General features: G+C 29.0%; 21 protein-coding genes. 10 read left to right on the forward strand and 11 right to left on the reverse strand.

Features of this window, described 5'->3' with window-relative positions; genetic code table 11:
* Positions 1–8: 8 nt before the first annotated feature.
* From ccsA to hemH, 3 genes are read right to left on the reverse strand one after another with little or no spacing between them, the layout of a single operon-like run.
* Positions 9–2,753: a cytochrome c biogenesis protein gene (gene ccsA / locus CQA42_RS03035; protein ID WP_115583226.1), complete on the reverse strand. Its 2,745-nt coding sequence runs from the start codon at positions 2,751–2,753 to the stop codon at positions 9–11.
* 12 nt (positions 2,754–2,765) lie between these two features.
* The gene (locus CQA42_RS03040) at positions 2,766–3,344 is read right to left on the reverse strand and encodes a thioredoxin fold domain-containing protein (protein WP_115583227.1); all 579 of its coding nucleotides are present in this window, start codon (positions 3,342–3,344) and stop codon (positions 2,766–2,768) included.
* Complete coding sequence (hemH, locus tag CQA42_RS03045) at positions 3,328–4,311, reverse strand: ferrochelatase (protein WP_258865545.1); 984 nt, start codon at positions 4,309–4,311, stop codon at positions 3,328–3,330. The genes CQA42_RS03040 and hemH overlap by 17 nt, the downstream gene beginning before the upstream one ends.
* A 326-nt stretch (positions 4,312–4,637) precedes the next feature.
* Here hemH and CQA42_RS03050 point away from each other — a divergent pair, with 326 nt between their 5' ends.
* Together CQA42_RS03050 and CQA42_RS03055 are read left to right on the forward strand one after the other, a co-directional pair.
* Positions 4,638–5,033 (forward strand): hypothetical protein, encoded by a 396-nt coding sequence (locus CQA42_RS03050; RefSeq protein ID WP_115583228.1) that lies wholly within the window; start codon positions 4,638–4,640, stop codon positions 5,031–5,033.
* A gap of 4 nt (positions 5,034–5,037) precedes the next feature.
* Positions 5,038–5,691, forward strand: a complete 654-nt coding sequence (locus CQA42_RS03055) for an RsmE family RNA methyltransferase (RefSeq protein WP_181881480.1) — start codon at positions 5,038–5,040, stop codon at positions 5,689–5,691.
* Here the strand turns inward: CQA42_RS03055 and murA are convergent.
* The 6 genes from murA to CQA42_RS03085 all read right to left on the reverse strand — a co-directional run bounded on the left by murA (position 5,688) and on the right by CQA42_RS03085 (position 11,680).
* Positions 5,688–6,962: a UDP-N-acetylglucosamine 1-carboxyvinyltransferase gene (murA, locus tag CQA42_RS03060; protein ID WP_115583230.1), complete on the reverse strand. Its 1,275-nt coding sequence runs from the start codon at positions 6,960–6,962 to the stop codon at positions 5,688–5,690. The two genes, CQA42_RS03055 and murA, sit on opposite strands and share 4 nt — an antisense overlap.
* A gap of 3 nt (positions 6,963–6,965) precedes the next feature.
* Positions 6,966–7,316: a hypothetical protein gene (locus CQA42_RS03065; protein WP_147289251.1), complete on the reverse strand. Its 351-nt coding sequence runs from the start codon at positions 7,314–7,316 to the stop codon at positions 6,966–6,968.
* A 74-nt stretch (positions 7,317–7,390) separates the two neighbouring features.
* A complete protein-coding gene (gene galU, locus CQA42_RS03070; RefSeq protein ID WP_115583232.1) occupies positions 7,391–8,215 on the reverse strand; it encodes a UTP--glucose-1-phosphate uridylyltransferase GalU in 825 nt (274 codons plus the stop codon).
* A gap of 13 nt (positions 8,216–8,228) precedes the next feature.
* Positions 8,229–8,999 carry an ATP-binding protein gene (locus tag CQA42_RS03075; protein ID WP_115583233.1) on the reverse strand — a complete coding sequence of 257 codons (771 nt, stop codon included), beginning with the start codon at positions 8,997–8,999 and terminating at the stop codon, positions 8,229–8,231.
* Between the two features lie 195 nt (positions 9,000–9,194).
* Positions 9,195–11,390 carry an AAA family ATPase gene (locus CQA42_RS03080; RefSeq protein ID WP_258865546.1) on the reverse strand — a complete coding sequence of 732 codons (2,196 nt, stop codon included), beginning with the start codon at positions 11,388–11,390 and terminating at the stop codon, positions 9,195–9,197.
* A complete protein-coding gene (locus CQA42_RS03085; protein WP_115583234.1) occupies positions 11,390–11,680 on the reverse strand; it encodes an ATP-dependent Clp protease adaptor ClpS in 291 nt (96 codons plus the stop codon). The genes CQA42_RS03080 and CQA42_RS03085 overlap by 1 nt, the downstream gene beginning before the upstream one ends.
* 181 nt (positions 11,681–11,861) lie before the next feature.
* On the opposite strand from CQA42_RS03085, the gene lysA reads away from it, so the two are divergent.
* The 4 genes from lysA to pdxA are packed head-to-tail and all read left to right on the forward strand — an operon-like array spanning position 11,862 to position 15,901.
* Positions 11,862–13,130, forward strand: a complete 1,269-nt coding sequence (gene lysA, locus CQA42_RS03090) for a diaminopimelate decarboxylase (RefSeq protein ID WP_115583525.1) — start codon at positions 11,862–11,864, stop codon at positions 13,128–13,130.
* Positions 13,120–14,196 carry a bifunctional chorismate mutase/prephenate dehydratase gene (locus CQA42_RS03095; protein ID WP_115583235.1) on the forward strand — a complete coding sequence of 359 codons (1,077 nt, stop codon included), beginning with the start codon at positions 13,120–13,122 and terminating at the stop codon, positions 14,194–14,196. Before lysA ends, CQA42_RS03095 begins: the two co-directional genes overlap by 11 nt.
* A 2-nt stretch (positions 14,197–14,198) precedes the next feature.
* Positions 14,199–14,957 carry a pyridoxine 5'-phosphate synthase gene (locus CQA42_RS03100; RefSeq protein ID WP_115583236.1) on the forward strand — a complete coding sequence of 253 codons (759 nt, stop codon included), beginning with the start codon at positions 14,199–14,201 and terminating at the stop codon, positions 14,955–14,957.
* A complete protein-coding gene (gene pdxA / locus CQA42_RS03105; protein ID WP_115583237.1) occupies positions 14,954–15,901 on the forward strand; it encodes a 4-hydroxythreonine-4-phosphate dehydrogenase in 948 nt (315 codons plus the stop codon). Before CQA42_RS03100 ends, pdxA begins: the two co-directional genes overlap by 4 nt.
* A gap of 50 nt (positions 15,902–15,951) precedes the next feature.
* On the opposite strand, the gene CQA42_RS03110 is transcribed toward pdxA, so the two are convergent.
* Both CQA42_RS03110 and fliW read right to left on the reverse strand, forming a co-directional pair.
* Complete coding sequence (locus CQA42_RS03110; protein WP_115583238.1) at positions 15,952–17,958, reverse strand: ATP-dependent helicase; 2,007 nt, start codon at positions 17,956–17,958, stop codon at positions 15,952–15,954.
* Entirely contained in the window at positions 17,959–18,336 is a 378-nt protein-coding gene (gene fliW, locus CQA42_RS03115) for a flagellar assembly protein FliW (RefSeq protein ID WP_115583239.1), read from the reverse strand.
* A gap of 102 nt (positions 18,337–18,438) precedes the next feature.
* Here fliW and CQA42_RS03120 point away from each other — a divergent pair, with 102 nt between their 5' ends.
* The 4 genes from CQA42_RS03120 to CQA42_RS03130 are packed head-to-tail and all read left to right on the forward strand — an operon-like array spanning position 18,439 to position 22,575.
* A complete protein-coding gene (locus tag CQA42_RS03120) occupies positions 18,439–21,075 on the forward strand; it encodes a valine--tRNA ligase (protein ID WP_115583240.1) in 2,637 nt (878 codons plus the stop codon).
* Complete coding sequence (locus tag CQA42_RS03125; RefSeq protein WP_147289252.1) at positions 21,063–21,602, forward strand: rhodanese-like domain-containing protein; 540 nt, start codon at positions 21,063–21,065, stop codon at positions 21,600–21,602. Before CQA42_RS03120 ends, CQA42_RS03125 begins: the two co-directional genes overlap by 13 nt.
* A gap of 14 nt (positions 21,603–21,616) precedes the next feature.
* The gene (locus CQA42_RS08440; protein ID WP_258865548.1) at positions 21,617–21,742 is read left to right on the forward strand and encodes a hypothetical protein; all 126 of its coding nucleotides are present in this window, start codon (positions 21,617–21,619) and stop codon (positions 21,740–21,742) included.
* 20 nt (positions 21,743–21,762) lie between these two features.
* Complete coding sequence (locus CQA42_RS03130; RefSeq protein ID WP_258865565.1) at positions 21,763–22,575, forward strand: glycosyltransferase family 2 protein; 813 nt, start codon at positions 21,763–21,765, stop codon at positions 22,573–22,575.
* The last annotated feature ends 15 nt before the right edge of the window (positions 22,576–22,590 follow it).

Genomic DNA, 22,590 nt, shown 5'->3' on the forward strand with positions numbered 1-22,590 from the left:
ACTTCTCTTTATAATTTTATTTTTTGCATCTTTCTTGTGAAAAATGCCCCTACTACTATTGCAATTATTCCTGTAACCATAAAATATAAAAATTTTGGAATAGGCATTGGATCGCCAGCTGCATAAGAATGCAAACCAGATAGATAATAATTCACACCATAATAAGTCATTAATATACTAAAAAATCCTATTACACTAGCACTTGAGAATATATATTGTAAATTCTCTTTACAAACAAATCTAAGGTGTATAATAATAGCATATATTCCAATAGAAACCAAAGACCAAGTCTCTTTTGCATCCCAGCCCCAATATCTACCCCAAGATTCATTTGCCCAAACTCCACCAAGAAAATTTCCTATACAAAGCAAAAGTAATCCTAAAATCATAGACATTTCATTTATAACAGTAATTGAATTGATAATAGAATCTAGCTTATCAGATTTAAATCTTCTAAATATCATAAGAATAAGTGCAATGATACCCAAGGTAAAGCATAATGCCAAGAATCCATAACTAGCTGTTATAACAGATACATGGATATTTAGCCAATATGATTTTAATACAGGCACAAGATTTCCAATTTGTGGATCCATAAATCCAAGGTTTGCAACAAGAAGCGAAATACCAGCAAGGAATAATGATGCACAAACTGCCAAATAAGATTTTCTAAAAAATACTATTCCGGATGTCGCAGATACAAATGCTATATACAACATAGATTCATATGCATTGCTCCAAGGTGCGTGTCCTGCTACATACCACCTAAGCAATAATGCAAATAAATGAAGTAGTAGTAACAACACGCTTACATAATAAAATGCTTTTAATATTTTTAGTAGTTTATCATTTGGTTTGAAAATACAAATAAATACAATAATAAACATCACAATACTAATAAGTATATAAGGGAGTATTAGTTGTTTAAATAAGTTTAATTTATTTAACATAATCTCTGCATTTAATTTATTTTCATCAAGATAAATTGATTTAGCCGAATATTCTTTTTGATAATTAATAATTTCTTCTAATGCTTTTGTAGCTTCACTCCAATCATTACTCTCTACACCTTTATTAAAACCATCAAAATATGTTAAAAGCATTGACTGAATTTTAATTGATATATCATTATTACCAAAAGTCATAATATCAATTGGTGAGAGCCAAGTTTCTCCATGTTCTGGAATAGGAAATATTTTTATAAATTGTGCTGTAAAGATTCCATAAGCGATATTTAATCTCTCATCAACATTCAATAAATCTTTATCAAATGTGCCGCGTTCAGCAGGCTTTTTTCTATTTGCTTCTTCAACATAGTTTATAAGTTTATAAGTGCCATCTTCATTAAACATATCTTTAAATGAAACATAATCACTATCTTTGCTAACACCTAGAATCTCTTTTAATTTTGGTGTAGATATTTTTATCATTTTGATATTTTGCCAATCATTTGAATACACAATCATCCCAAGGACAATTTGCATATTTGTTAGATTCTTGTAATTATCTTTTTTTATCATTTTATGCACAAATTCGCTTGCTAGAGTATCCATAGGCTTAATTCTGCCTTGATAATCTTGCACTTGAAGTTTGCCAAACATTGCTGCATGCTCTTTTGAATTTTCTCGTAATTTTGTTAGCCGTTCAACTATCGCCTTATCATCTATTTTATTTGTATCATTTGCAATTAATGGCGTATTTATCGATACTAATGCTACTAATGCTAAAGCATAAATACTTTGAGATTGTAAAAATTTACCAAGTTTTCTAAATCTTCCATTTTTTGCAAAAATCAACCAAAAAGAGCCAACAATAAGCAAAAAATATCCTATATATGTTGGAATCTTACCTGGATCATTATTTATACTCAAAATCGTGCCTAACTCATCTTCATCATAATGTGCTTGAAAGAATCTATATCCGCCATAATCAAGTGTATGATTCATATATATATGATATGGCATTTCAATATTATTTTTCTCATCTAGTAGCACAACCTTTGCTTCATACGAGGATGGAGACATAGAACCTGGATATCGCTCTAAAATAAAATCATCAAGCTTAATAGAAAATGGTAATTCAATCATTCTTGGACCCCAATTTATTATTGCTTTTATGCCATTTAAGTCAATAACAGAATCTTTTGCAATTTGACTACCACCAATTAAAGTTAGTGGATATTCTATGCCATTATAAAATATAGAGCCTTCTAGTATAGATGTAGGATCTCCTTTGTTGTCATTCATCTTTGAAATACTATTTGATTTTATCTCAAAGCTTTTATCGCCAAATATGATTTTTTCATCCAATTTTTTTGAAGAAGCAAAAGAGATATTTGTTGGAATATGAAGATTGTATTTATTGTCGCCATCAAGGACAATGATATTTAGATAATTATCACTACTTGTATAAAGCGAGGTGCTCTCTCCTTCTCTAATGTGCATCAAACCTTCATGCCCAAAAAATCTAGTAATACCTGCACCAATGATGATGATGATAAATGAAAAGTGAAGTATAAATGATGCATATTTTTTTTGTTGCAATAATTTATAACGCAAAATAACACCAATCAAACAGATTAAAATCCACAAATGTAAAATATTAAAAAACCATGCATCATATATCAAGGCTTTTGCGGCATTTGTCCCGTAATCATTTTCTATAAATGTAGCAATTGCAATCAATGCTGCATAGATTCCCATAAGTGGAATTGCAGCATATAAAGAAGCAAATAGTGTCTTAAAAATTTTCATTATATAAGCCTTTTATAAATTATGTATTTTTTTATTCAAATCTTCATATTGACCCATAGCATTATCTTTTCTAACTACATCTAATACTAAATCTTTGAATTTTGGCGTAAATCCTGGAAACAAATATTTCACATCGCCATTTTTACTTAAAAATACAATTGATGGCGTAAAATCAACTGCAAATAGCTGAGCAATATCGCTTGTATTTACCTTGCTTTGTCTATCATTAAAATTGATTGAATGTATTTTTAGATAGCTAGTATTTACATAGTATGGATTAAAATTATCTTTTATTACTTGTTTTAGATTCTCATCTTTTTTGATGATATCTTTTAGACTATCACAATAATTGCAATTATTTTTACCAAAGATGATTAAAACATCTTTATTGAAATTAATTTCATTTGTATCCAAAAATACATCTGCTACATCGGCATAACTTGCTTTATCGAGATTTTTTTCTGATTCTCTTGCATTAGAATCCATCGTAGAACCACTTGATATCAAAGTAGAATCTATTTTATTATCATTGCAAGATACAAACAATAAACTAAATAATACTACAAAAACAATATTAAATCTTTGCTTCATCGATACTTTTTCCTTTTAAATTAATTAAATCAATAATACTCTTAGCAAAAGTGAGAGAATCATTTGGACATTTGCAAACGATATAATTTTTTATTCCAAGTTTATTAGCTAACTCTCTATTTTCAATCTCAAGTTCATATATCGTTTCTGAATTATCTATGCTAAAGGCAAGTGGATAAATCATGATATTATAATCTTTATATTCTTTAATAGTATCAATCGTAGTTGGTTCTAGCCATTTTACTGGTCCTATTTTTGATTGATAACAAACTGCTATATCTTTAAAGTTTATACCTTCTTTAATCAATCTCTCTTCCAAAGCAGCTGCACTTTTTTCTATTTCATTTTTGTATGGGTCGCCATTATGCACCATTTGTTTTGGAATCGAATGAGCTGATAATAACAAAACATAATCGCTATAATCTACTTCACATTCTTTTATTTTTTCTATGCAAGATTCTATAAAACCAATATAAGTTGGGTAGCTTTCAACCACATTTATCTTTGCTTTAAAATCTAACTCTCTTGCACAACGCATAAATTCCCTTACAGAAGAAAGTGTAGTTGTATTTGAATATTGTGGATACATAGAAAAAAGCGTAACTTTTGTAATATTTCTATCCATCAAATCTTTTATTACCAAATCATTATATGGAGGAGTATATCGCATAGCATAAGTATAGAATCTAGTATTATCTAATTCTTGTAAAACTTTTGTCAAATTAAATGTAATCTCAACTAAAGGTGATTTAGAACCTATCTGCTTGTAATTGCTCTTTGCTTTTTCTAATCTTGAATTTACAATCATATTTGCAGTAAATTTACGTATAAAAGAATTTTTGATAGTTAAAATGAGTGGATCATTAAACATATTTTTTAAAAAAGTTTCAACTTCAAATAAATTATTTGGACCACCCATATTTAGTAGGACTACCGCCTCATTTGTATTAATATTTATATTACTCAAAATACTACCTATGGTTATAAAAATAAAAAGTAAATAATATAATAAAAATTCTTTTAAATGCTTAAATGATAAATTTTATTATTAACCTTTAATATCCCAAAAAAAATCAAAGTATTTAGCGGTTTTTCTTTATATTGCTATTTATTTTTATTGCAAGGATTTTTCTAGATTCTAATTGTAATTAAAAAATACATTCATTTAAAAATCATCATATAATCTATATTTATCAAGTGATTAATCTGTGGCGTCTATATTTTTAGAATCTCTTTATATATTTGCCACCTTTTGTTATAATCTCTAACTTTATATACAAACAAAGAGGGGTGATGGAGGCATTAGCACTAAGCCATGCGATAGGATTCCACTATGCTATTGGAATATCATTGCTAATAATCATAATAGCAAATCTTATTATTTTATTTATCAATGATTTTTATAAAGTGCATAAATATATGTGGTATTTAACTCCTGTATTATTTGGGATATTGGCAGTTACTTTGATTAGTGGATTTAGTATTTTTGCGATGATGAAATTTCATATAAATTTTATGATATTGTTAATGATTTTTATAAATATTGCAATCATTGCACTTGAAATAAAAAGAATAAAAAAACTTCGCATAGTGCGTAAAAAACCATCACTTATAAAAAACTATATCAAACAAAGCAGAATCCTTTATACAATCTATCTTTTTGCTACTTTGATATTTTTTCTAGGATAATATTTTGCAATTTTTATATCATAAAGATTCTGGAGAAAAAAATATAATCTTAGATAATCAAGCATTCCATCATGTATTCAATGTAAGGCGACAAAAAGATTCTATTTTGATATTAGCAAATATGTTAGATTCTAAGCTTTATAGTTACAAAATATTACAAGTAGGAAAAAAGCAAGCAACTCTAGAGCTAATAGATTCTAAATCTATAAAACAAAATAGCCCAAAAACACATATCATTCAAGCAATAATTGATATGAATGAATTTAGCAAAACCCTTCCATATCTAAATGAATTATTTGTAGAAAAAATTACATTTTTTTATAGTGATTTTAGCCAGAGAAATGAAAAAATAAATATCGAAAAATTACATAAGATTCTACTAAATTCATCAATGCAATGCGGAAGATTGAGTATTATGAAAATAGAAATAATGAAAAATTTAAACGAAGTATTAAATATTTATAGAGATTCTATAGCACTAGATTTTAATGATAATAGAATTAATATAAAAAATCATAATAGCTTTATTATTGGAGCTGAAGGTGGATTTAGTAAAAACGAGAGAGAATTGCTAAAAGATAGGCTATTTGGAATAGACAATCCTTTGATAATGCGTGCAAAAACAGCTTCTATATTTGTTGCAGCAAATAAAATCTAGATTTTATCACCTTTTAGACGCTCTATTTTTACACCAATTGTTGATAGCTTTTGTTCTATTTTTTCATAACCTCTATCAAGATGATAGATTCTATGAATCCTTGTTTCTCCACTTGCAATAAGTGCTGCAAGGATCAAAGCACTGCTAGCACGAAGATCTGTCGCCATCACATCAGCACCTATTAGATTGCTTCTACCGCTAATATTTGCAACATTGCCAAGTAGCGATATATTTGCCCCAAGTCTTTGTAATTCATTTACATGCATAAAACGATTTTCAAATAATCTCTCTTTTATCGTGCTTACACCATTGCATTGCGTAGCCAAAGCCATAAATTGTGCTTGCATATCAGTTGGGAATCCAGGATATTCGCTTGTAGTGATTTCAAATCCACTAAGCTCTCGTGCTTTTAAAATCGTAATACTACTAGAATCTACTTCTATGCCAAAACCTATTTCTTTTAGTTTGTTTGTAATCGCCTCAAGATGTTTTGGTATGACATTATTTATCGTGATACTAGAATTTGTGATAGCACCGGCACAAAGATAAGTGCCTGCCTCGATTCTATCTGGTATGATTTCTATATTTTTAAAATCCAAAAGCTCGCCATCACTTCCAACAATCACAATTTCATTGCTACCTTGCCCACTAATCTCAACTCCTGCTTGTCTTAAAACATCACATAATTGAATAATTTCTGGTTCTTTTGCAGGATTTGTTATTATTGTTGTGCCTTTTGCAAGAGCTGCTGCCATTATCACATTTTCAGTGCCAGTTACTGTTATCTTATCAAAAATGATATTGCTTCCTTTTAGCCCTTTTGGCGCACTTGCATTGATATATCCATTTGTGATGTGAATATCAGCACCCATATTTCCCATAGCCTTAATATGCAAATCAACAGGTCTAGCCCCGATTGCACATCCGCCCGGAAGGCTGACTTGACATTTTCTAAATCTAGCAAGAAGAGGTCCAAGAAGCAATATAGAAGCACGCATTTTACGCACCATATCATATACAACTTGTGTATTATTTATATTATTTGTATTAATGCTAACACTATTTTCATTTATATCTTTACTGCTTGCACCAAGCATAGTAAGCAATTTTATAAGAACTTTTACATCTACAACATTTGGCAGATTCTCTAATACTACATCATTTTTTGACAAAATTGTTGCAGCAATTAGTGGCAATGCCGAATTTTTCGCACCACTAATTTTAACACTACCATATAAATTATCACTATGTTTGATTCTTAAATAATCCACAATCTACTTCCTTTTTTTCTTATTGTCTTCTCGATATTTTAAGCTAATTCCTATTGCTTGTTTTATTTCTTGTTTGATACTAGGATTCTTCTTTGATAAATCATCTCTAAATTGAGCAGCTTGTTCAACACTCATATAATCAAGTAGAGTAATTTCTTGAATTAGTTTTAACCAAGTATTAAAATTACTACTTTTTGAAGAGATATTGTAAAAATGCGTATAAAATTCATGCATCACAGAATCTAAAACTTCTTTATCCTCATTTGAATTTTTTATTTGATCTATTAATAAATCAAGAGTTGTCTTTGGGGCTATTGGCTCTTTTGTGTAGCTAAAAAAATTACTAAAAAACAAAAAGAGTAGCAAAATAGATAAAGTTAAGATTTCAATGATATAAAAAAGTAAAAAATAAGATACTTGATACAAATCTAATCTTTCATTTTATTATACAAATCTACATTTGCTTTGATAAATCCTTCATTACTACCGCAATCATATCGAATACCTTTGAATTTATATGCTAAAACTCTTGTGCTTTTAGCAGCTCTATTTAGGGCATCTGTTATTTGAATCTCGCCTCTTTTATCTGGCATTGTATATTTTAGAATCTCAAAAATATCTGGAGTTAAAATATATCTACCAATTACAGCAAGATTACTTGGTGCTTCTTTTGGCTCTGGCTTTTCTATCATGCTTTTAATCTCATATATAGAATCTTCTATACAAACGCCATCAATCACGCCATATTTATCTAAATCACTAGATTCTACTTCTTGTATTGCAACAATAGAGCATTGAAAGCGATTATAAATCTCAGCCATTTGAGCAAGCACATTTTTCCCAGAATCATTTATACACAAATCATCCGCTAAAATGACACCAAATGCTTCATTACCAATTAGCTTTTGACCTGTCAATATTGCATGTCCTAAACCTTTCATCTCTTTTTGACGAATATATGTGAATGAACAATTATTTATCACATCAATAGTTTCACGCAGTAAATGCTCTTTTTTTGCACTTTTTAATTGATGTTCTAGTTCATAACTCACATCAAAATGATCTTCAATAGCTCTTTTTCCTCGCCCTGTTACAATTGCCATAGTATCACAAGATGCCTCTAGTGCCTCTTCAACACCATATTGAATAAGTGGCTTTGAATTTATAGGTAGCATTTCTTTTGGAATAGCTTTTGTTGCAGGAAGAAATCTAGTGCCATATCCAGCTGCTGGAAATAAACATTTTTTAATCATCTTAATACCTTTATTATTTTATTAAACCAATTTTTATTGCTCTAAAAAAATCATAAGCAACCCTGCCGCTTCTTTGACCTTTTTGCGTAGCATATGATAAGGCTTTTACTTTTAATTCTTCGCTTAAATCTTCTTTTAGATAAATGCCAATTATACGCAAATATTCTTCTGCATTAATCTTATAAAATGGAATACTAAGTCCAAACCTATCGCTTAGTGAAATCCTCTCTTCAACTGCATCAGAAAAATGTAATTCTCCATTTATAATAGTAGTATTTAAATTATCACTTTGATATTCAGCCATTATATGTTTTCTATTTGATGTAGCATAAAAAATAATATTATTTGGAATCTTCTCAATTGAGCCATCAAGCACGACTTTTAGTGCTTGATATGATAAATCGCCTTGTTCAAAACTCAAATCATCACAAAAAACAATAAATTTATATGGCTGTTCTCTCATTGCATCTATGAGTAATGGAAGAGAATCTATATCTCTAGTTGATACTTGAATGATTTTTAGACCATAATCTAAAAAATGAGTAAATACAGCTCTTGCAAGAGTGCTTTTCCCACATCCTCTAGGACCATATAGCAATACATTTAAGCCATTATTATTATTTAAAAAAGATTCTGTATTTCTTAATAGTATTTCTTTTTGTTCATCAATGCCTATTAAGTTAGATAATTCAAATGAATTAAACTCTTTTATTGGATGAAAATAATCCCCGCGCCAAATAAAAGCATTATATATTTTCCAATTGGTATCAATTTTTCTAATCATAAAATACCCACCTCTAATAGATAGATTTATAACTGCTAATTTACTACTTAAAAATTTTTAAGTAATTTTATATATTCTATTATATTTTTTTGCAATCTGCTTTATATCTTAATGATTATTTTAATCTTTTTATAAAAATATATTTGTACTTAACTTAAACATACCAATTTTAAAAAACAATCAAAGATAAAACACTTAAAAGTGTCTAAAATCTAATTTATTATCTTTGCAAGATACCTGTATTTTTGCATTATCTTTTAGATTCCCAAATAACAATAACTCACTAAGTGGGGTTTTGATATGAATATCAAGCAATCTTGCAATCTCTCTTGCACCCAAACTTCTGTCAAAATTAAGTGAGAGCAAATAATCATACACATTTGCATTAAGTTGAAGTGTTACATTTTTTAGCTGTGAATTTAAATCTTGTATTTGTTTTTTGATGATTAGTTTCAAACAATTATCATCTAAATTATTGAAATGACAAATACAATCAATTCGATTTTTTAGCTCCGGTGAAAATAAATCTTTTATAGACTTATCATGTGAAGAATTTTTATCCATACCAAAACCAAGAGTTGGAAGATTTTTTGCTGTGATATTTGAAGTCATTATAATAATCACATTTCTAAAATCAGCCTTATTGCCGCTATTATCAGTCAATGTAGCGTTATCAAATACTTGAAGAAGTAGATTATAAATACTCTCATGGGCTTTTTCTATTTCATCTAAAAGCAATACACAATGTGGAGTTTTACGAATAGATTCTACTAATAACCCACCTTGTTCAAAGCCAACATATCCTGCTGGAGCGCCAATAAGCCTAGAAATAGTATGAGATTCTGCATATTCACTCATATCAAATCGTAAAAAATTGATATTTAGATTTAGTGCTAATTCTTTTGCTAGCTCACTTTTTCCTACACCACTTGCACCTGTAAATAAAAATACACCGATTGGTTTATTTGCATTTCCAAGTCCTGCTTTATTCTTTAGCAGGCTTTTATACAAAGATTCTATTGCTTCGCTTTGTCCAAAGATTCTACTTTGCAAACGTTTTTTTAGTGATTTTAACAATACTTTTTCATCTAGATTCTGTGATAGCGGTAATTTTGTATTTTTTGATACTAAAAATTCAATATCAGCTCTATTGATTTTTATTTTTTTAGATTTTTCTTTTTTGGATTTTGTTTTGCCATAGATTTTAAAATAAGCGCCAGCTTCATCCAACAAATCAATAGCTTTATCGGGCAAGAATCTATCATTTATAAATTTATTTGATAAAACAACACAAGATTCTATTGCCTCTTTGCTATATGAAACATTGTGAAATTTTTCATAAATTGGGGAGAGTGATGATAATATTTTGATTGCATCTTCATTGCTTGGCTCATCTACATTAATCTTTGCAAAACGACGAGAAAGAGCTTTGTCTTTATCAAAATGATTTCTAAATTCGCTATGAGTTGTAGCACCAATACATCTAAGTGTGCCATTTGCAAGTGCTGGCTTTAATAAGTTTGAAACATCAATGCTTCCTCCACTTGTGCTGCCCGCCCCAACAATCGTATGAATCTCATCAATAAAGATAATAGCATTGTTAATATTTTCTAATGTATTTAAAATATCTTTTATTCGCTTTTCAAAATCACCTCTATATTTTGTCCCTGCAAGAAGAGCGCCTAAATCAAGCGCATAAATCTTGCAATCTTTCATCTCATTTATCACATCATTATTTGCGATATTTAAGGCAATCCCTTCTGCAATAGCAGTTTTACCAACGCCTGGCTCACCAACTAAAAGGGGATTATTTTTCTTTCTTCTACATAATACTTCACAAACTCGCTTTATCTCTTCATCTCTACCAATAACAGGATCTATTTTGCCACTTTTTGCAAGACTAACAAGCTCTCTAGTATATAGCTCTAATGGATTATTTGCTTTATCTATTTGATTTCCCTTGTCTTTATCCATATTTGTTATAGATTCTAAAATATCTACTCTTTGAATATTTTGAGATTCTAATAACATAGTGCTATATGCTTTTTTATCATATGTAATTGCAATAAGTAAATCATAAATATCAACCAAAGGTTTATTTGCGCTATTTGATAGATTTATCATTGTAGAAAAAATATTTTCTAAAGGTGCTGTATATATAGGTTTTTGAAGTTCGATTGACTTTTGTATAAAAGTATGTAAATAATTTAATGTTTGCATATGAAGTTCATCTGTATCACCACCTAAATTTTTTATAAAATTATTTGCATTAGTATCATCTAATAATGATAAAAAAATATGCTCTGTTGTGATTATATTGTGTCCTAATTCTTGCGCTAAAGTAAATGCATTATTTATCACTTTATGCAAATTATCATCTATTTTTTTCACTACTCTTCCTCTACTATTATTCTTAGTGGGAATCCAGCTTGCCTAGATTTTTGTATAGCGATATTTGCTTTTGTTTGTGCTATATCATATGTATAGATTCCACATATTCCTCTGCCATTATTATGAATCTCAAGCATAATATTTGTCGCTTCGCTTGTATTTTTATCAAACACATCTTTTAATACAGATACAACAAAATCTTGGGTTGTGTAATCGTCATTTAACATCACGACTTTTGACATTTTTGGTAAGACTAATCTAGTATCAACTTCGCTTTTGTAATCATGCATTATTATTAACTTCCTTGCAAAAAGTAATTATATCTATTTTTGAATTTTAACATTACAAATATCAAATACAATTATATACACAAATTTTTAGATAGCATTTACCTTAAAATTTAGCTTGATTTGTTATTTTTTATTTTAGAATCCATATTTTGATATTTAAAATTAAGGGAAGAAAAGATTGATTACACAGGATTCTATTATACAACTTGCACAAAAATACAAAACTCCGCTATATATTTATGATTTTGATGGAATAAAAGATAGAGTATTGGAATTTAAACAAGCATTTAAAGCTAGAAAATCTTTACTTTGTTATGCACTAAAAGCAAATTCAAATCTATCATTGCTATCATTTTTAGCAAAACTAGATTGTGGTGCGGATTGTGTATCTATAAATGAAGTAAAAAAAGCAATTCTTGCTGGAATCCCAAAATACAAGATTATTTATAGCGGAGTTGGAAAAAATGATGATGATATAAAAGAAGCCCTAGATTCTGATATATTGTTTATAAATGTAGAATCTAAGATGGAATTATTAAGGATAGAATCTATTGCAAAAGCGATGAATAAACATGCAAGAATTAGCATTAGAGTAAATCCCGATGTAGATGCAAAAACTCACCCTTACATATCAACAGGATTAAGAGAAAATAAATTTGGCGTAGATATGGAGAGTGCAAAAGCTATGTATATATACGCAAATAATTCAAAACATCTAAATCCAATAGGCATACACTTTCATATAGGCAGTCAGCTATTAGATTCTACTCCAATCATGCAAAGTATGGAAAAAATAGTGGATTTAGTATTTCTTTTGTTAGCATTAAAGATTGATTTAAAATTCATCGATATAGGTGGCGGAATAGGCATAAAATATGAAAATGAAGAGACAATAGATTTATATTCTTATGCACAAGGAATCTTAAAAGCACTAAATGGACTTGATCTAAGTATCATTGTAGAACCAGGGCGATATATAGTAGGAAATAATGGAATCTTAGTATCAAAAGTAATCTATGAAAAATACAATAAAGGCAAGAGATTCTGCATTATTGATGCAGCTATGAATGACTTGCTTCGACCTTCGCTTTATAATGCAAAACATGGCATAACTCACATAAGCATAGATAGCAAATCTTTAGAAATTCCACCAATATTGAGTGAAAAAAATGATTTTATAGATAAAGCTGATATTGTTGGACCAATTTGTGAGAGTGGCGATTATCTAGCAAAAGATATTATTTTACCACCTACAAAAAGTGGAGATTTGATAGTGATACAATCTGCTGGAGCATATGGTTTTAGTATGTCAAGTAATTACAATTCAAGAACAAAATGTGCTGAAGTAGCTTTGATTGAAGGTAAAGAAAAGCTGATTTGTAAAAGAGAGAGCTTTGAGGATTTAATCGCGAAAGAAAAGCCTTATTTGGGAGATAATGATGAATTTTAAAGAGCTAAGAAAAAAGATTGATAAAATCGATGATGAAATACTAAATCTTCTTGATAAAAGAATGGGAATCGTAAAAGAAATAGGACAATTAAAACTAAAATCAAATGTAGCAATCTATCACCCAAAAAGAGAAAAAGAAATAATCTATCGATTAATAGGGCAAAACAAAACAAATATCACACAAAAAGGAATTGAGGCAATCTATCAAGAAATATTTGCAACAAGCAGATTCTTAGAATTGCCACAAAGAGTTGCATTTTTGGGACCTATTGGGAGTTTTACACATCAAGTTGCAGTAGAAAAATTTGGCAAATTAAGCGAATACATATCAAGCAACAATATAGAATCCATCTTTAAATCTGTAGCAAATGGTAGCGTAAAATACGGCGTAATTCCTATCGAAAATAATAGCAATGGAATTGTAGGCGAAAGTCTTGATTATCTAGCAAAATATGATGTAAAAATCGTAGCAGAAGCAAATCTCTCTATCCATCATAGTTTTGCTTCAAATGAAAAATTAATATCAAATATCAAAAAAGTATTTTCAAAAGATATTGCATTTGGGCAATGTAGAGATTTTTTGAATAATTACTCACTTCAAAATGTAGAATTAATTCCTCTAGATTCTACTGCAAAAGCTGCAAAAACAGCCTCTATTACACCAAATAGTGCTGCAATATGCTCAAATATCGCTGCAAAAATATGCAATCTACCAATAATGTTTGAAAATATCGAAGATAGCAGTGAAAATACAACTAGATTTTTTATCATTAGTGATTTTAAGACAAATTCTACAAATAATGATAAAACTTCGCTATGTGCATTTATAAACAATTCAGATAAGCCAGGAACGCTAGCAAAACTACTTTATGAATTTAATAAAAAAAATATAAATTTAATAAAGCTAGAATCTCGTCCTTTGCATAAAAATAAAGGGTTTAGCTTTTGGTTTTATATAGAATTTGAAGGGCATATTGATGATTGCAATATAAAAGAAATCTTTGAACTTAAGAAAAATAAATTAAAATGGCTAGGAAGTTATACAAAAGATAAATTAAAGGATTAGCTTTGAGATTAGGTGTAAATATAGATCATATAGCAACTTTAAGAGAAGCAAGAAAGATAAATTATCCAGATCCTCTTGAGGCGATATTTATCGTAAAAAATGCAGGGGCAGACCAAATCACTTTGCATTTAAGAGAAGATAGAAGACATATAAATGATGATGATGTGCGAAAAATCATAGAATCTCATCAAATAAAAATAAATATAGAATCTAGCACAAATAAACAAATCATTGATTATTTAATTAGTCTAAAACCTCATTCAATCACATTAGTGCCAGAAAATAGAATGGAAGTCACCACAGAAGGTGGATTGAAAATCACAGATAACATAAAAGAAGTAGTAAAAAAAATAAAAGATAGTGGTATTAAAACTTCGCTTTTTATTGATGCTTGCGATGATGAAATACAAAAAGCAAAAGAATGCAACACTGATGCTATCGAGCTACATACAGGGCTTTTTAGTAATCTTTATTTGATACTAAATACAAATCTAAATCTTACTTGCAATAAATTAGATATAAAAAACCCGCTTCAAAAATATCAAGAGATTCTAAAAAATATAAATGATTGTGCAAAATTTGCAAAAAATCTAGGGCTTGAAGTGTATGCAGGGCATGGACTAAACTATCAAAATGTAGGCGAGATTGTAAAAATAGATGAAATCACAGAGTTAAATATTGGGCATAGCATCATTGCAAGAGCAGTATTTTGCGGACTTGAAAATGCAATAAAAGAAATGCTAGCTTTAATAAAAAAATGAAAAAAATTGCAATTAGTATTGGCGATATAAATGGCATAGGTATAGAAATCGCCTTAAAATCACATAAAAAAATATCAAAACTATGCAAGCCTGTTTATTTTGTAGATGATGAGATTTTAAGTGCTGCAAGTAAGATTCTAAAAATAGAGATTCCAAAGGATTTTAAAAATAAAAATATCAAAAAACATCTATCAAAAGAATTTAGAGATTCCATAAAAAATAAAGATTGCAAGCTAATAAATCCTGCAAAAATCACAAAAGAAAGTGGCGAGTATAGCTTTACTAGCTTAAAATGTGCATTAGATTCTGTTATACAAAAACAAAATGACGCCTTGCTTACTCTACCTATACACAAAAAAGCATGGAATCTAGCAGGAATAGATTATGTTGGGCATACGGATTTTTTAAGTCATTATTTTAATGATAGCGGAATAATGATGCTTGGTTGTAAAAAGATGTTTGTAGCATTATTTAGTGATCATATTCCATTATCTAAAGTGGCAAGCAAAATAGAATTTGAAAGCTTATGTAATTTTTTTGAGCGATTTTATAAAAGCTTTAAATGCAAAAAAGCATTGGTGCTAGGACTAAATCCTCATGCTGGAGATGGCGGAGTGCTAGGAAATGAAGATAAAATCATAAATAAGGCAATAGAATATACAAATAAAAAACTAAATAAAAATATTTTTTTTGGTGCAATTTCTCCTGATGTTGCATTTAGTGAAGAAAATAGAAAAAAATACCAAGTTTTTATAGCAATGTATCATGATCAAGGGCTAATTCCACTAAAAGCACTTTATTTTGAAGAAAGCATAAATATAACGCTTGGTTTGCCAATCTTACGCTCATCAGTGGATCATGGAGTGGCATTTGATATTGCATACCAAAACAAAGCTAAAACAAAGAGCTATTTAAATGCACTAGATTTTCTTATAAAAAATTAGCAAATATAAAAGCACTTAAAAAAATATTAAATTAAAGCTATATTGATTTTTTAAATAACTAGCCCTGCTTCTTTTAAAAATATCGATGGAATATAATTAGTATTTTTTATAGAATCTTTATTTGCATATGAAAAATATATATTGTATTTGGCACGAGTAGCTGCTACATAAAATAATCTTCTTTCTTCCTCTAAGCTTCCATTTTTAGATATAAGTTTCATATTTGGGAATCTTCCCTCCATCAAATCTATCACATATACATCATCAAACTCTAAACCTTTTGAAGCATGAATTGTAAGCAAATTTACACCATCGCCATTGCTAGATTCTGCGCTATTTAATGTGATTGAATTGAGGAATCTTCCTAAATCATCATAGCTTTTTGATAGATTATATAGGATTTTTATTTTTCTATCGATATTATTTTTTTCCTCATCAATCTTTTCTTTTTGCAATATTTTGTATTTATTTTTGATTCTACTAATGCTTACACTTTCTTTTATTGCACCAAAAAAATCACTATTTAAAATACCATTAAATAGCGTATCAAGGCTATTATATTTCATATTAAATAGATTATAAAATTTATCTAAAAATATTGCACTATCCATCTTTAACTTTGGATGAGATAACAAAAGATGAGAAGCAAAATTTTTACTAAGTGCTTTATTAAATCTAGCAGAATCTTCTTCTATAAATATATCATCAAATAGCCCAAGTTGTGCATTTTTTAATCTATTTTGATATGGCTTTTTTATATTTTTTGGATTAAATAATCCCTTTTTTATATCGCCATCACCTAGATTGATAAGACAATCATAAATATCTTTTGCGATACTCTCCCCTATACCATTTCCAATGGACAATACATGCACAAAAGCCATCATATCATGCTTATTAAAAAAGAGATTTAAAATATCAATAAAAAGGCTGATTTCTTTACTCTCAAAAAAGCTTCTACCGCCTTTTTTCTTCACACCAATTCCAAGTTCCCGCAAAGCTGCTTCTATATAATCAGAGCTTACATTGTTTCTAAAGATTATTGCAATATTATTTAGATTTGTTTTAGAATCTCTAATATGCCTTGCTATAAATTGATATTGCTCTTTTGTGTCCTCAAATTTTAGCACTTCAACTATAGAATCTTTCACATCTTTTAAAACTTCTAAATGTTTTGGATAGATTCTAGGATTATTTGAAATGACTTTATTTGCAATATCTAATATTTTGCTACTTGAGCGATAATTTTTAGTCAAACTAAATATATTTGCATTGCTACATCTATCTTTAAATGATGCAATTATCCCTATATCAGAACCATTAAAAGCATAAATACTTTGGTCATAATCGCCTACACAAAAAAGAGATTTTGCCTTTGTATTGAATATAATGCTATTTTGCAAATAATTTGTATCTTGGTATTCATCAACTAAAATCTCCTCAAAATACATAGAATCTTCTTTTATCAAATCCCGATATAAAAGCAGTAAATCATCATAAGATGCGTAGTTATAATATTTTTTTAATTCCATAAACTCCATAAATACATCATCATAGATTGGAGCATAGATTTCATGCTCACTAGAATAATTTATTATAAAATCAACAAAACTACCACTAGAGCTATTTAAATAAAGTGAAAATAAATCATACAAATAATCTGCTTTATATGGTGGAGATGAGCCAATATCACTAAAGATTCTATTGTTATAAATACTTCTAAGCAAGACTTTTAATTCTTTTGGTTGCTTTAGTAGAATCTTGTGATTATCCTTTAGATACCTATATGCGATAGCATGAAATGTGCCTGCTTGGATATTTTTTAAGATATCTTTTGGAAAATAAGATTCTAGTCGTTTTATCATCTCACTTGAAGCTTTATTTGTAAAAGTAAGCAACATAATCTTATTTGCCTCTACACCATTTTGCAATAAATATGCAATCCTGCCAACTATAGTAGAAGTTTTTCCAGTGCCAGCACTAGCTATAATTAGATTGTATCCACAAGGAGCACAAGCAGCATCTAACTGCTCTTTATTTAATAAACTTAATGGCAATTATTTAGCAAACAATTTTAGAGATTCTAGTTTTGAAAATTGTGGATAATGCAATGGAGATAGCACTAATTGAATTGCTTTTTTATTTGTATGATTAAAAATTATTGGGGCAATAAATTGCACCTTAGAATCTTCAAGTGGATTTTGCAATACAAGCATACAATAAATTTCAATTTGACTGTCATCTTTTAAATCTAGCAGAATCTTTGCATAATATGGAATCTCAAAAGAATACGATTTAAGCAAAAATGGATTTACCAAAGTCCAAGTATAACCCTCTTTACTATTAATATTTGCAAAACAATCATCAATTTTATTAAACTCTAATAAACTAACATCTTCAAAGCCAAGTATTGGCGAAACTAAGTCAAAAACCACACTGCATTCCTAGTATTAATTTATTTTTGGATAAAATAAAAACTCCAAAATTACAAATCTAGTTAAGCAATTTTTATACCAAAAAAATTAAGGCTCTAAAATATGCAAGAAAAAAATGAAATAGAAAAATATAACCCTCAAATTTTAGAAGAGAAAATTTATAAAATATGGGAAGATAGAGGATATTTTGAATTAGATTCAAATAAAGACATTCAAAATGGTAAAAATTTCTGCATCATGATGCCTCCACCAAATATTACAGGTGCATTGCATATGGGACATGCACTAACTTACACTCTTCAAGATATAATCACCAGATTTAAGCGAATGGATGGATATAGAGTGCTTTGGCAACCAGGAATCGATCATGCAGGAATTGCTACACAAAATGTAGTTGAGAGACAGCTTTTAGCAAAAGGTATAAAAAAAGAAGACATAGGAAGAGATGAATTTCTAAAAGCTGTATGGAAATGGAAAGAAGAAAGTGGCGGAACAATAATCTCACAGCTTAAAAGACTAGGTGCTTCACCAAATTGGAAAAGATTGCGTTTTACTATGGATAAAGGATTGCAAAATGCTGTAAAAAAAGCATTTGTAACCTGGTATAACAAAGGACTGATTTATCAAGGTGATTATATGGTAAATTGGTGCACTCACGATGGCGCATTATCTGATATAGAAGTAGAATTTGAAGAAAATAAAACAAAACTCTACTACATGCGATATTTTATAAAAGATAGTAATGATTATGTAGTAGTTGCTACAACTCGTCCAGAAACTTATTTTGGCGATACAGCAGTGATGGTAAATCCACAAGATTCTAGATACAAACATTTAATAGGTAAAATTGTTATCCTCCCACTTGTTGGCAAAGAAATAAAAATCATTGCAGATTCTTATGTTGATATGGAATTTGGAAGTGGTGTAGTAAAAGTCACCCCATCTCATGATACAAATGACTATGAAGTAGGACTTAGACATAATCTAGAATTTTTAAGCATATTTGATAAATTTGGAATCTTAAATGAACATTGTGGTGAATTTTGTGGAATGGAACGTCTTAGCGCAAGAGAAGCGATAGTATCAAAACTAAATGAAAATGGATTTATAGAAAAAATAGAAGATTATACAAATCAAGTAGGTAAATGCTATCGCTGCGGTAATATCGTAGAACCATACATATCAAAACAATGGTTTGTAAAGCAAGATATTGCAAAAGAAACGATAAAAAAAGTAAATAATGGCGATGCAAGATTCTATCCAAAACAATGGCTAAATAATTTCAATGCATGGATGAATGAACTTAGAGCATGGTGCATTAGTAGGCAACTTTGGTGGGGGCATAGGATACCTATATTTTATTGTGATTCTTGTGGGATAAAAATAGCAAGTCAAAATGATAGTGAGATATGTAAATCTTGCGGAAAAGAAATGCGACAAGATGAAGATGTGCTTGATACTTGGTTTAGCTCTGGACTTTGGGCATTTAGCACACTTGGTTGGGGAAATAAAGATAATGCAGAATCTTTATATAATGAAAATGATTTAAATGATTTTTACCCAAATAATCTACTTATAACAAGCTTTGATATTTTATTTTTCTGGGTTGCAAGAATGCTATTTAGCGGAGAAAATCTACTTGGTAAATTGCCATTTAAAGATATATATTTACATGCTTTGGTATGTGATGAATTTGGTAGAAAAATGAGCAAATCAAAAGGCAATGTCTTAGATCCGCTTGTCTTTATACAAGAATATAGTAGTGATATTTTACGCTTTACGCTTAGTTTTAATTGCATTGCTGGGAGAGATATAAGGATAAGCAAAAATGCGATGAGCATAGGAAATGCACTTGCTACAAAAGTTCTAAATGCACTAAATTTTCTAATAATGTATAGAAATCAGCAAGATGAAAATAAAGCTTTTATAAATCCAAAAGATATCACCTCTCCACTTGGAATGCATATAAATTATAGATTCAATCTTTGTATTAATGACATGAGGAATGCCCTAGAATCTTATAGATTTAATGATGCAGCAAGTTGTATTTATAGATTCTTGTTTAATGATTTTTGTGATTGGGGAATTGAATTTGTAAAAGCAGATAAAAATGCTGTATTTGAACTTGGTGGAATCTTTAGAGATGCTATGAAATTATTGCATCCATTTATGCCATTTTTGAGCGAATTTGCATATCATAAAATAAATAACACAAATCTAGAATCTTCAAAATCTATTATGATAGAGAAATTCCCAACATATAATAAAAATATAGATGATGTAATAGAATTTGAGATGATTAAAGATATAGTTACAAGCATAAGGCGGGCAAAAATCGTCATTGATTTTGCAAACAAAAGCATACCACTTTGCTATATCAAACTAAATAAAGAAGTAAATAAAGACATATTAAAGACTTTTATTCCAAAACTAAGTAAATGTGAAAATATCGAATTTGTTGGTGAAAAAATAGAAAATACAATATTTGATATTGGTGAATTTTGCGAGATTTACATCCCAACAGATAAAATAAATCTTGATGAAATCAAAGCAAAACTAAATAAAAAGAAAGAAAAAATCTTAAAAGAGATAGAAAAGCTAGATTCTATGCTTAGCAATCAAAATTTCATCAAAAATGCCCCAAAAGAGCTAATAGAATCCAATCAAAACGCACTAAATCAAACAAAAGAAAAATTAGCAAAAATACAAAGCGAGATTGATTGTCTATGCAAAAATTGATTTTATTTGTAGCTATTTTGTTATTTATTGGCTGTGATGAAAAAATATCATTTATAGACATAGAAGAAAATATCAATCATTTAGAATCTCTAAATTCACAAGAAAGAGAAATAGCCCAAATGCAAATAAAACATGCAAAAGAAAATAATTATCGCTTAATAACTACAAAAGAGCTAAAAGATAAGCTTGAAAGTGGCGGTGATTTGCAAATTATTGCTGCAATCCCTAGAGGAATCTATATACTTGGTTTTATAAAAAATGCAAAAAATTTTGAATTTAGCAACAACTTTAGTGGAATCTGGGAAAAAGATACAAAAGGAAGTAAAGATAAATTTATAGATTTTTTAGGGGATAGAAAAAAAGAAATTATATTTTATGATAATGGAGAAAATGTCGCAATAACTGCTGCAATATGGGCTAAGAAACTTAGATATGAAAATGTAGCAATTCTTATTGGTGGATTTAAAGGATGGAAGGAGCGAGATTTTGAGATTAGCTTTGATATGCCTACATGTTGTCAAATTTAACATAGAGTAAAATGATGGATAAAATAGATTTAAGCATTATTATTCCTTGCTTTAATGAAGAACAAAATATACAAAACTTTTATACAAAAGTCCAAAATGTGCTTATGGGGGGGGGAAGACTAATTATAAATATGATCTAAATGAAGTTTATTTTATATTTATTGATGATGGAAGCAAAGACAATACAATAAATGAGATAAAAAAACTTCAAGCAAATAACAAAAATATAAAACTTATAAAATTCTCTCGCAATTTTGGCAAAGAAGCCGCAATGCTCGCAGGACTAAAAGAAAGTAAAAGTATCTTGACTTGTATTATGGATTGTGATTTGCAAGACCCACCAGAATTATTATTAGAGATGATTGAAAAATACAAAAATAGCAATGGAGAATTAAAGCTAATTACTGCAAAAAGAAGAGATAGGAGTGGAGATTCTGCATTTAGAGCATTTTTTAGCGAAGTGTTTTATAAAATCAATAATATTTTATCTCCAATAAAATTAGAATCTGGTGTAAGAGATTTTAGACTAATTCATAGAGATGCACTACAATGTATATTGCAAATAAATGAATATCATAGATTCTCAAAAGCTATATTTGAATTTATAGGATTTCAAAAAGAAACAATAGAATATGACTATATAGAGAGATACCAAGGAAATTCTAAATGGAATTTTTTAAAGCTATTTTTATATGCAATTGAAGGGATTGTAAGCTTTTCTACCATCCCACTAAAAATCATTACACTAATTGGCTTTGTGATTTTTATCCTCTCATCAATTTATGGAATCCATATCATGATAAATACACTTGCCTTTGGAAATGATGTAAAAGGATATCCAAGCATCGTTACTTTGATAGCATTTTTTGGAGGATTGCAAATAATGCTACTTGGAATAATTGGCGAATATATCGCTAGAATCTACGAGCAAGGCAAAAATCGCCCTCATTATTTCATCGAATATATTTCTTAAAACAAGGATATTATA

It is taken from the genome of Helicobacter sp. MIT 99-5507, from assembly GCF_003364295.1.
In the GTDB taxonomy this organism is placed as follows: Bacteria; Campylobacterota; Campylobacteria; order Campylobacterales; family Helicobacteraceae; genus NHYM01.

Coding starts and splice junctions, on each gene's coding strand:
- ccsA (WP_115583226.1), bottom strand. CDS start 2,753: ATGAAAATTTTTAAGACACTATTTGCTTCTTTATATGCTGCAATTCCA.
- CQA42_RS03040 (WP_115583227.1), bottom strand. CDS start 3,344: ATGAAGCAAAGATTTAATATTGTTTTTGTAGTATTATTTAGTTTATTG.
- CQA42_RS03050 (WP_115583228.1), top strand. CDS start 4,638: ATGGAGGCATTAGCACTAAGCCATGCGATAGGATTCCACTATGCTATT.
- galU (WP_115583232.1), bottom strand. CDS start 8,215: ATGATTAAAAAATGTTTATTTCCAGCAGCTGGATATGGCACTAGATTT.
- CQA42_RS03075 (WP_115583233.1), bottom strand. CDS start 8,999: ATGATTAGAAAAATTGATACCAATTGGAAAATATATAATGCTTTTATT.
- CQA42_RS03085 (WP_115583234.1), bottom strand. CDS start 11,680: ATGCATGATTACAAAAGCGAAGTTGATACTAGATTAGTCTTACCAAAA.
- CQA42_RS03095 (WP_115583235.1), top strand. CDS start 13,120: ATGAATTTTAAAGAGCTAAGAAAAAAGATTGATAAAATCGATGATGAA.
- pdxA (WP_115583237.1), top strand. CDS start 14,954: ATGAAAAAAATTGCAATTAGTATTGGCGATATAAATGGCATAGGTATA.
- CQA42_RS03120 (WP_115583240.1), top strand. CDS start 18,439: ATGCAAGAAAAAAATGAAATAGAAAAATATAACCCTCAAATTTTAGAA.
- CQA42_RS03125 (WP_147289252.1), top strand. CDS start 21,063: ATGCAAAAATTGATTTTATTTGTAGCTATTTTGTTATTTATTGGCTGT.
- CQA42_RS08440 (WP_258865548.1), top strand. CDS start 21,617: ATGGATAAAATAGATTTAAGCATTATTATTCCTTGCTTTAATGAAGAA.